The sequence below is a fragment of the Sphingomonas mangrovi genome (genome assembly GCF_047975845.1).
GTDB lineage: Bacteria > Pseudomonadota > Alphaproteobacteria > Sphingomonadales > Sphingomonadaceae > Sphingomonas.
Genome location: NZ_JBIUCZ010000060.1, coordinates 1 through 8827, shown reverse-complemented (window position 1 = coordinate 8827; position 8827 = coordinate 1). Strand labels below are relative to the sequence as shown.

The following is an 8827-nucleotide window of genomic DNA, read 5'->3' as shown; positions in this document are numbered from 1 at the left end:
GAACGGGTCGCGCGCGCCTACAACAACACCCCCAGAAAGTGCCTCGGCTTCCGTACCCCCGCCGAGGCATTCCAACTGTTGCACTTCGAATGTGAATCCACATCCTGACTTTCGTCAGGATGACGTTCTCCCTTTGAGCCGGGATAGGGTCAGCGGCCGACCAGCGACGCCCAGCGGAACTTGGGACCGGCCGACTGGAGCACGCCGCGGCGGAACAGCCGCGCGCCGATCGTGATCGTCAGCGCCACCCACAGCGCCTGCCAGCCGATCGCGAGCAGGTGCGGCCAAAGCTCCGGCCGGTTGGCGGCACGCGCCGCCATCGCGAAGGGCGAGCTGAACGGAAACACCTGGGCGAAGGTGGCGATCCAGCTGCCGGGCTTGCCCGCCGCGGTGAGCGACAGCGCGAACATGCCCATCTGGAACAGGGTGAGCGGCAGCGACAGCATCTGGATCTCGCGCGGGGTCGACGCCTGGGCGCCGATGCCGAGGAACACCGCGCCCAGCAGCAGGAAGGCCGCGGCGAAATACACCGCGAACAGCAGCGCGAAGGCCGGCAGGCCCACCGCCGGCGCGATCCCGGAGAGGGGACCGGCCCCGCCCGGCAGCACCGCGCCGACGTTGCCGATCACCGTGCCCCAGAACAGCACGAACAGGATCGCCACGCCGAACATGCCGATCAGCTTGCCCAGGAACACCGCCTCCAGCGGCACCGCGGCGGCGAGCACCTCGATCACCTTGTTCGAGCGTTCCTCCGCCATCGTCCCGACCGCCTGGCTGGCGAGGATCAGCGTCACCGCGAACAGCGCGATCACCGCGAAGCCGGCGGCGGCGTTCTTGCCGCCGATGGTGCCGCTGGCGCGCGTCACCTGCTCGAAGCGCGGCTGGCTGAGCGGCGCGGTGATGCCGGCGCGCCCGTCGCGCGCGACCTGCTCGGCAAGCATCGCCAGATAATTCGAGCTGCGCGAGACGCTGCTGGCGTGGAGGATCGAGGGGCGCTCCGGCGAGCCGTAGAGCACCGCGGGCACGTCGCGCTCCTGCTGCGCGAGCAGGCGGCGGGCCTGCGCGGCGGGGTCGCCCTCGGGCTGCACCACCTCCAGCGCGGGGGGCATGGCCTGGGGGGAGAGGAAGTCGCGCGCGGAGTCGTCGGCGGCGCGGAAGCGTGCGGCCGCGGCCGGCTCGGCGATGGCGTAGAGCCGCTCGCGCGCCCCGCCGCCTTCGCCGACGGCGCGGGCGCCCAGGCTGCCGAGCGCACCGAAACTGGCGAACAGCATCGGCGCGAGCAGGAAGATCAGGAAGGTCGGCGTCAGCACCGTCGCGATGAAGTCGCGCCGCGCGATCGTCAGCGTCTGGCGCAGCATGCGGCGGAAATTGCTCATGCGGGCGTTCCTTCGGCTGCGGCGTTGCCGACGATGCGCACGAACGCGTCGTGCAGCCCGGGGCGCTCGATCGACAGCCCGGCGATGCCGTGGCCGGCGGCGATCAGGCGGCCGAGCGTCTCTTCGACCCCCTCGGGCGGGACGGGGAAGGTCCAGCCGCCGCCGTCGCGGTCGCGCTGCGCCCCCTCCGGCAGCAGCGCGGCGATGGCGTCGGCGGGGTGGTGGGGGACATAGTGGGCGCGCATCGGCAGCGTGCCGCGCGCCTCCGCCACCGTCCCCTCGAACCGCCGCTTGCCCCCGGCGATGATCGCCAGCCGGTCGCACAGCCGCTCGGCATGGGCCATGACGTGGGTGGAAAAGAGGATGGTGGCGCCGCGGTCGCGCTCGGCGATCACCAGCCCCTCCAGCCGTTCCTGGTTGACGGGATCGAGCCCGGAGAAGGGCTCGTCGAGCACGAGGAACTCGGGCTCGTGCACCACCGATCCGAGCAGCTGCACGAACTGCGCCATGCCCTTCGACAGCTTGCGGATCTTGCTGTCGACCGAATCGCCCAGCCCTGCGCGCTCCATCATCACCGCGGCGCGCTTGCGGCCGGTCGCCCAGTCGAGCCCGCGCAGCGCGCCGAGGAAGGCGATCGCCTCGCGCGCCTTCATGTTCGGATAGAGGCCGCGTTCCTCGGGCAGGTAGCCGACGCGGTCGGAGGCGTCACGCGGCGCGGTGCAGCCGAGCAGCGACCGCTCGCCGGCATCGGGCTCGATGATCCCCAGCAGCATGCGCAGCGTCGTGGTCTTGCCCGCGCCGTTGGGACCGAGCACGCCATAGACCGCGCCGGTCGGCACCTGCAGGTCGACGCCGTCGACCACGCGCCGCCCGCCGAAGCGCTTGACCAGCCCGCTCGCGGTCAGCGCGAAGCGGTCGGCACCAACGATCGTGTCCATCCAACCCCCTGTCGCCCCCGCCGGTTCACGCAAGGGGTGCTGTGTTCTTCGCCATCGTGGTAGCGGGGCGCCGTGGACCAGCACAAGTCCTTGGAAAGCCGCATCAAGCAGAAGGCGGCCGAGCTCGGCTTCGTCGCCTGCGGGTTCGCGCGTGCCGATGCGGCGCCGCGGACGGCGGCACGGCTGCGCGAATGGCTCGACGACGGGCGCCACGGCACGATGATCTGGATGGAGGAGCGCGCGCATCACCGCGGCTCGCCGGCCGGGCTGTGGCCGGAGGTGCGCTCGGTGATCGCGCTGGGGATGAGCTATGCGCCCGCCGCCGATCCGCTGGCGCTGGCCGAGGTCGGCGACCGCGGGCGGATCTCCGTCTATGCGCAGGGTGCCGACTATCACGACGTGGTCAAGAAGGCGCTGAAGGCGCTCGGCCGCTGGCTGGCGCAGGAGGCGGGCTGCGACCTCAAAGTGTTCGTCGACACCGCGCCGGTGATGGAAAAGCCGCTGTCGGAAGCGGCGGGGCTTGGCTGGCAGGGCAAGCACACCAATCTGGTCAGCCGCGCGCACGGCAGCTGGCTGTTCCTGGGGGCGATCTACACCACGCTCGAGCTGGCGCCCGACGGCGGCCCGACGGGCGGCTGCGGGTCGTGCGACGCGTGCCAGCAGGCGTGCCCGACCGACGCGTTCCCGGCGCCCTACCAGCTCGATGCGCGGCGCTGCGTGAGCTACCTCACCATCGAGCACGCCGGGCCGATCCCCGCGGCGCTGCGGGAGGGAATCGGCAACCGCATCTACGGCTGTGACGACTGCCTGGCGGTGTGCCCGTGGAACAAGTTCGCCGCGAGCGCGGCGGCCAACAAGGCGTTCGTGCCGCGCGCGGAGCTGGCGGCGCCGCGGTTGGCGGAGCTGATCGCGCTCGACGATCCGAGCTTCCGCCAGGTGTTCGCCGGGTCGCCGATCAAGCGCATCGGCCGCGACCGGATGGTCCGCAACGCGCTGATCGCGGCGGGCAACAGCGGCGATGCGGCGCTGGCGGTGCCGGTCGCGCGGCTGCTCGACGATCCCGCGCCGGCGGTGCGCGGCGCCGCGGCCTGGGCGCTGGGGCGGCTCGATCGCGAGCGGTTCGCGCAGGAGCGGGACGCACGGCTGGCGGCAGAGTGCGACGCGGACGTGCGGGCGGAGTGGGAGGTAGCTTGAGGAATACGTGCCCCGGCGGAGGCCGGGGCCCAGTTGGGAAGGTCGCCGAAAAACTCGAACGGCATCGCAACTGGGCCCCGGCCTCCGCCGGGGTACGATAAGGGCGGCTATCGCCCGCCCTCGCGACGGACGAGCGCGGCGACGCAGCTGGCGCGGTCGATCGGGGCACCGTTGCGCTGGCGCGAATCGACATAGGTCACCACCGGCGTGCCGCCGCCCTTGGGCGCGTAGAGATAGGCGTCGAGCACGCAGATGTCGGAGCCGAACTGCATCTTGCGACCGGCGCCTTCGGTGAGGTCGGCGTCGGGCTTGCCGAACAGGTGGGTGAGGGCGTTCGCCGGCTGGCCGAGGATGCGCTCCAGCCCGACCGCGCTGTAGCTCGCGGTGACCGGCGGCGGCGGCACGCGCCCGGCGCCGGGGTTGGGCACCGCCGTGCAGCCGCCGAGCGCCGCGCCCGCCACCAACAATCCTGCCCAGAGTCTCATCCGCCCCGCCTTTCGTGAAACCAGTGAGTCGCCATCGCCGCGCCGAGCACGGGGGCGATCAGATTGACCAGCGGCACCAGCAGCAGCGCGGTGCCGGCGAGCCCGAGCAGCATCCGCCCGCCGCCGGTGGTGCGGCGCCAGTCGCGCATCGCGTCGGCCGGCAGGTGGCGCGCCGCGACCATGTCTCCCAGATCGCGGCCGAGCAGCCAGCCGTTGACCAGGAAGAAGGCGATCGCAGTGCCGACGCCGGTCGCGAGCAGCAGCAGATAGACCGGCGCGAGCATCAGGTTCACCGCGACGACGCGGCCGGCCGATCCGATCCCCATCGCCACCCCGCGCGCGAACGGCACCGGCCGGGCGCCGGCGAGCGCGGCGGGATAGTGGCGCGCCTCGACCGCGGCGACGACCTCGTCGGCGAAGATGCCGGTGACCGCGATCGCGACGGCCCGGAACAGCAGCCAGCCCAGCCCGACGGTGGCGATCACCGCCGCCGCCGCCGCGAGATCGCCGACGCCGCCGCCCCAGTGGAAGCCGTCGCGCACCAGCGCGCGCGCCCCGAGCGCGAGCGCCGCCGCCAGCGCGACGAACAGCAGCAGCGTCACCGCCAGCGACTTGGCGAGCACGCCGAGGATGCGGCGGTCGCCGAGCTGGCCGAGCGAGAGGAGGAAGGCGCGGATCATGGACGCCCCGGCATGGGGGCAGCGCGGCGCCGCGTCAACGCGGTTGCACGGGGGCACGGGGCTCTCTACCGCAACGGCGTTTTGCGGTTTTCGCACGGGAGACTCACTTGACCGACCCCACCTACGACGTCGTCGCGATCGGCAACGCCATCGTCGATATTCTCGCCCAGGCCGACGACGCGTTCCTGGAGGCAGAGGGCATGACCAAGGGGTCGATGCAGCTCGTCTTCTCGCCCGCCGATGCCGACGCGCTCTATGCGAAGATGGGCCCGGGTCGCGAGGTTTCGGGCGGTTCGGCGGCGAACACCGTCGCCGGCATCGCCGCGCTTGGCGGGAAATGCGGCTTCATCGGCCAGGTCGCCGACGATCAGCTGGGCACCGTGTTCGCGCACGACGTCCGCGCGGTCGGCATCCGCTTCGACACCGCGGCGCGGGCGGGCGATCCCACCACCGCACGCTGCCTGATCTTCGTGACGCCGGACGGCCAGCGCACGATGAACACCTTCCTGGGCGCCTCGCAGTTCCTGCCCGAGGCCGCGCTCGACCGGCAGCTGATCGCCGACGCCGCGATCCTCTATCTCGAGGGCTATCTGTGGGACCCGGAGGAGCCGCGCCAGGCGATGCGCGCCGCGATCGAGGTCGCGCGTGGGGCGGGGCGCAAGGTCGCCTTCACCCTGTCGGACGTGTTCTGCATCTCGCGCCACGGCGGCGACTTCCGCACGCTGCTGGCCGACGGGATGATCGACATCCTGTTCGCCAACGAGAACGAACTGCTCGCGCTCGCCGAGGTCGAGGATTTCGACGCGGCGGTCGCCAAGGTCGCGCCGCAGGTGCCGACGCTGGTCGTGACCCGCAGCGAGAATGGTGCGATCGCGGTGGTCGACGGCGAGCGCGTGGCGGTGCCGGCCGAGCCGGTCGCGGCGGTGGTCGACACGACCGGCGCGGGCGACCTGTTCGCCGCCGGCTTCCTCCACGGCCAGGCACAGGGCCGCAGCGTCGCGGACTCGCTGCGCATGGGCGCGATCTGCGCGGCGGAGATCATCTCCCACTATGGCGCGCGTCCGAACGTCGATCTGAAGAAGCTGATCGCCGACAAGCTGGGGTGAGGGTGGGGGCGTCCGTAGGGCGCCCTCGAAACGCTACTCGTCATGCTGACGAACGTCAGCATCCATTCGCGCTCCGTTCGAGGCTTCCGGCGTAGCGGCAATGGATCCTGACTTCCGTCAGGATGACGGACGCTTCGTAGGGATGACGAACCCGCAAAAGAAAAGGGCCGGAGGAGCGATCCTCCGGCCCTTTCTGTCTGGCCTCAGTGCGTGCCGGGCACCGGCGGGTCGACGTCGTCGTAGGCGGTGGGCTCTGGCACCTCGATGAGGCCGCGGCCCAGGTGGCTCTTGCGGAAGCCGTAGGCGAAATAGATCACCAGGCCGACCGCGCCCCACACCGGCAGCACCAGCTTCGCGTCGGGCGGCAGGAACCAGTAGAGCACGACCGTGCCGATCATCGTCAGCGGCGCGACCACGTAGAGCAGCGGTGCGCGGAACGGACGGAGGCGGGTCGGCTCGGTCTTGCGCAGCCGCATCACCGCGATCGCCACCATGAAGAAGGCGAACAGCGTGCCGGCGTTGGCGATGTCGGCGAGCTTGCCGACCGGCAGGAAGGCGGCCGCGAAGGTCACGCCCAGGCCGGTGATGCCGGTGATGATGTGCGGCGTCTTCCACTTGGGATGGATCGACGACAGCTTCTCCGGCAGCAGCCCGTCGCGCGCCATCACGAAGAACATGCGCGTCTGGCCATAGATCATCACCAGGATGACCGAGGGCAGCGCCAGGAAGGCGGCGAGGCCGATCAGGTTGCCGACGTTGAGGTAGCCGATCTCGCGCAGCACATGGGCCAGCGCTTCCTTCGAGCAGGACAGCGGCTCGGCGGCGGCGGTGCTGATCGCGGCGCAGCGGGCGGCGAGCTCGGTCGAGCCCGGCGCCAGCCAGACTCCGTCGGCGGTGGTGACCGGCTGCGCGCCCAGCGGCGACCCGATCGCGCCGGCGGCGACGAGCATGTAGAAGATGGTGCAGATCGCGAGGCTGCCGATCAAGCCGATCGGTACGTTGCGCTGCGGGTTCTTGGTCTCTTCCGCCGCGGTCGAGACTGCGTCGAAACCCACATAGGCGAAGAAGATCGACGCGGCGGCGCCGATCACGCCGGCGCCCGATCCGTCGCCCCAGCCCTGCGGCAGGAAGTTGTCGAAATTCTCCATCTGCATGACGGGGACCGACAGGATGATGAAGGCGGTGAGCGCCGTCACCTTGATCGCGACCAGCACCGCGTTGACCTTGGCGCTCTCGCTCGTGCCGACGATCAGCAGCGCGGTGATCAGCAGCGCGATCACCACCGCGGGCAGGTTGATGATCCCGCCCGCGTAGGGGCCGGCGATCATCCATTGCGGCAGGGTGACGCCGAACCAGCCCCCCAGCTGGCCGACGAAATAGCCGGACCAGCCGACCGACACGGCCGAGGCCGCCACCGCATATTCGAGGATCAGCGCCCAGCCGACCATCCAGGCGAGCAGCTCGCCCATGACCGCATAGGTGTAGGTGTAGGCGGAGCCGGAGACCGGCACCATCGAGGCAAGCTCGGAATAGCACAGCGCCGCGACGGCGCAGACGGCGCCGGCGATGACGAACGAGATCATCATGCCGGGGCCCGCCTTCTGTGCGGCCTCTGCGGTCAGCACGAAGATACCCGTGCCGATGATCGCGCCGACGCCCAGCAGCGTCAGCTGCAGCGCGCCCAGCGAGCGGTGGAGCGACTTCTTTTCGGCAGTCGCTAGAATGGCGTCGAGTGGCTTGACGCGCCCGAAGATCATGCGGTTTTCCCCTGAACCGGTCGATTTCGCCGCGGATGCGGTAAAAAGAGAAAGCGTAAAGGCAAATCGGAGGCGCGCAATCCCCTATCGCGCACCGCGCCTCCCGTCGTGCCGCAACCCGGGACCTGGCTCAGCGTGCCAGCATCGGCCCGAGCGCATGCCCGCCGAACAGATGAACGTGGAGGTGCGGCACCTCCTGGCCCGCATCGGCGCCGATGTTGGCGAGCAGGCGATAGCCCGGCGCTACCAGCCCCTGGTCGCGCGCGACATGGCCGACGGCGCGGACGAAGCCGGCGATCTCCGCCTCCGGCGCGTGGGCGCTGAAATCGTCCCACGACACGTAGGAGCCCTTGGGGATCACCAGGATGTGGGTCGCGGCCTGGGGCGCGATGTCGTGAAAGGCGAGGGCGAACTCGTCCTCGTAGACGCGCTTGGCCGGGATCTCGCCGCGCAGGATCCGCGCGAAGAGATTGCTGTCGTCGTAGGGAAGCGTGGCGTCGATCGGCATGGACGAGTCCTCAAATCAGCGGGGGCGTGCGGCCTTTTCGGCGATCCCCGACAGCCCCTCGCGCCGGTCGAGCTCGGCGCGAACCTCGTCGAGCGACACGCCGGCGTCGGCGAGCAGCACCAGCAGGTGGAACAGCAGGTCGGCGGATTCGGAAACCAGCTCCGCGCGGTCGTCGGCGACCGCGGCGATCACCGTCTCGACCGCTTCCTCGCCCAGCTTCTGCGCGATCTTGGCGCGGCCGCGGCCGTGGAGCTTGGCGACATAGGAGGTGGCGGGATCGCCGCCGAAGCGGGAGCGGATTACCGCCTGCAGGCGGTCGAGCGTGTCGGGGTCGGCCATCGCCCCCGCTTTCCCGGCGCCTGCGCCCAAGTCAATCCCGCGGCGGCTTGCGGCGGGCACGCAGCGCGCGACGCGCAAGCCAGAGACCAGCGACCGCGACCAGGAACAGCGCGACATCCGAGATAGCGAAGCCGGTACTCGTGGCCACGACGCCGGAATGCGCGGCGAGGGCGGGCGCGGGCAGCAGCAGGAGGGCGAGGAGGCGCATGGGTGCTATGGTAGGCGAGGACGCGGCGAAGCTGAAGTGTCCCCGCGTTCTTCCTATCGCACCTTTCCTCCCGTCATGCTGACGAAGGTCAGCATCCAGACACGCTCCGCTCGCGACCCTTGGGCGGAGCGGGAATGGATCCCCCGAGTTCACAAACGAAGTGCAACACCAGGTTGAGGTGTTGCGATGGGAACCAGGTACCGACAGCTCTCGTATGCGGAACGGTGTGCGATTGC

The 8827-nt window shown here is 70.8% G+C and carries 10 protein-coding genes and 1 pseudogene; 3 read left to right on the top strand and 8 right to left on the bottom strand.

The genetic code is table 11. The features are described 5' to 3' along the window. Nucleotides 1–108 (top strand): annotated as a pseudogene (locus ACBY01_RS17215) (IS30 family transposase); the annotation flags it as partial. Nucleotides 109–149: 41 nt separating this feature from the next. On the opposite strand, the gene ACBY01_RS16940 reads toward ACBY01_RS17215, so the two are convergent. Both ACBY01_RS16940 and ACBY01_RS16935 read right to left on the bottom strand, forming a co-directional pair. Then, a complete protein-coding gene (locus ACBY01_RS16940) occupies nucleotides 150–1376 on the bottom strand; it encodes an ABC transporter permease (RefSeq protein WP_416462167.1) in 1227 nt (408 codons plus the stop codon). Beyond that, a complete protein-coding gene (locus tag ACBY01_RS16935; RefSeq protein WP_416462166.1) occupies nucleotides 1373–2314 on the bottom strand; it encodes an ABC transporter ATP-binding protein in 942 nt (313 codons plus the stop codon). Before ACBY01_RS16935 ends, ACBY01_RS16940 begins: the two co-directional genes overlap by 4 nt. A 72-nt stretch (nucleotides 2315–2386) precedes the next feature. On the opposite strand from ACBY01_RS16935, the gene queG reads away from it, so the two are divergent. Then, nucleotides 2387–3508: a tRNA epoxyqueuosine(34) reductase QueG gene (gene queG, locus ACBY01_RS16930; protein ID WP_416462165.1), complete on the top strand. Its 1122-nt coding sequence runs from the start codon at nucleotides 2387–2389 to the stop codon at nucleotides 3506–3508. Nucleotides 3509–3615: 107 nt separating this feature from the next. On the opposite strand, the gene ACBY01_RS16925 is transcribed toward queG, so the two are convergent. Together ACBY01_RS16925 and ACBY01_RS16920 are read right to left on the bottom strand one after the other, a co-directional pair. Continuing rightward, nucleotides 3616–3993 carry a hypothetical protein gene (locus ACBY01_RS16925; RefSeq protein WP_416462164.1) on the bottom strand — a complete coding sequence of 126 codons (378 nt, stop codon included), beginning with the start codon at nucleotides 3991–3993 and terminating at the stop codon, nucleotides 3616–3618. After that, nucleotides 3990–4673: an EI24 domain-containing protein gene (locus tag ACBY01_RS16920; RefSeq protein ID WP_416462163.1), complete on the bottom strand. Its 684-nt coding sequence runs from the start codon at nucleotides 4671–4673 to the stop codon at nucleotides 3990–3992. Before ACBY01_RS16920 ends, ACBY01_RS16925 begins: the two co-directional genes overlap by 4 nt. A 107-nt stretch (nucleotides 4674–4780) precedes the next feature. On the opposite strand from ACBY01_RS16920, the gene ACBY01_RS16915 reads away from it, so the two are divergent. Further along, nucleotides 4781–5779, top strand: coding sequence for an adenosine kinase (locus ACBY01_RS16915; protein WP_416462162.1), 999 nt, complete (start codon nucleotides 4781–4783; stop codon nucleotides 5777–5779). 203 nt (nucleotides 5780–5982) lie between these two features. Here the strand turns inward: ACBY01_RS16915 and ACBY01_RS16910 are convergent, their stop codons facing one another. From ACBY01_RS16910 to ACBY01_RS16895, 4 genes are all read right to left on the bottom strand, one after another. Continuing rightward, nucleotides 5983–7536, bottom strand: coding sequence for an amino acid permease (locus ACBY01_RS16910; protein ID WP_416462161.1), 1554 nt, complete (start codon nucleotides 7534–7536; stop codon nucleotides 5983–5985). A gap of 130 nt (nucleotides 7537–7666) precedes the next feature. Next, nucleotides 7667–8044, bottom strand: coding sequence for a histidine triad nucleotide-binding protein (locus tag ACBY01_RS16905; protein WP_416462160.1), 378 nt, complete (start codon nucleotides 8042–8044; stop codon nucleotides 7667–7669). Nucleotides 8045–8059: 15 nt separating this feature from the next. Continuing rightward, nucleotides 8060–8383 carry a phosphoribosyl-ATP diphosphatase gene (locus ACBY01_RS16900; protein ID WP_416462159.1) on the bottom strand — a complete coding sequence of 108 codons (324 nt, stop codon included), beginning with the start codon at nucleotides 8381–8383 and terminating at the stop codon, nucleotides 8060–8062. A 31-nt stretch (nucleotides 8384–8414) separates the two neighbouring features. Continuing rightward, on the bottom strand, nucleotides 8415–8591 hold the full coding sequence (locus ACBY01_RS16895; RefSeq protein WP_416462158.1) for a hypothetical protein: 177 nt from the start codon (nucleotides 8589–8591) through the stop codon (nucleotides 8415–8417). Nucleotides 8592–8827 lie beyond the last annotated feature (236 nt).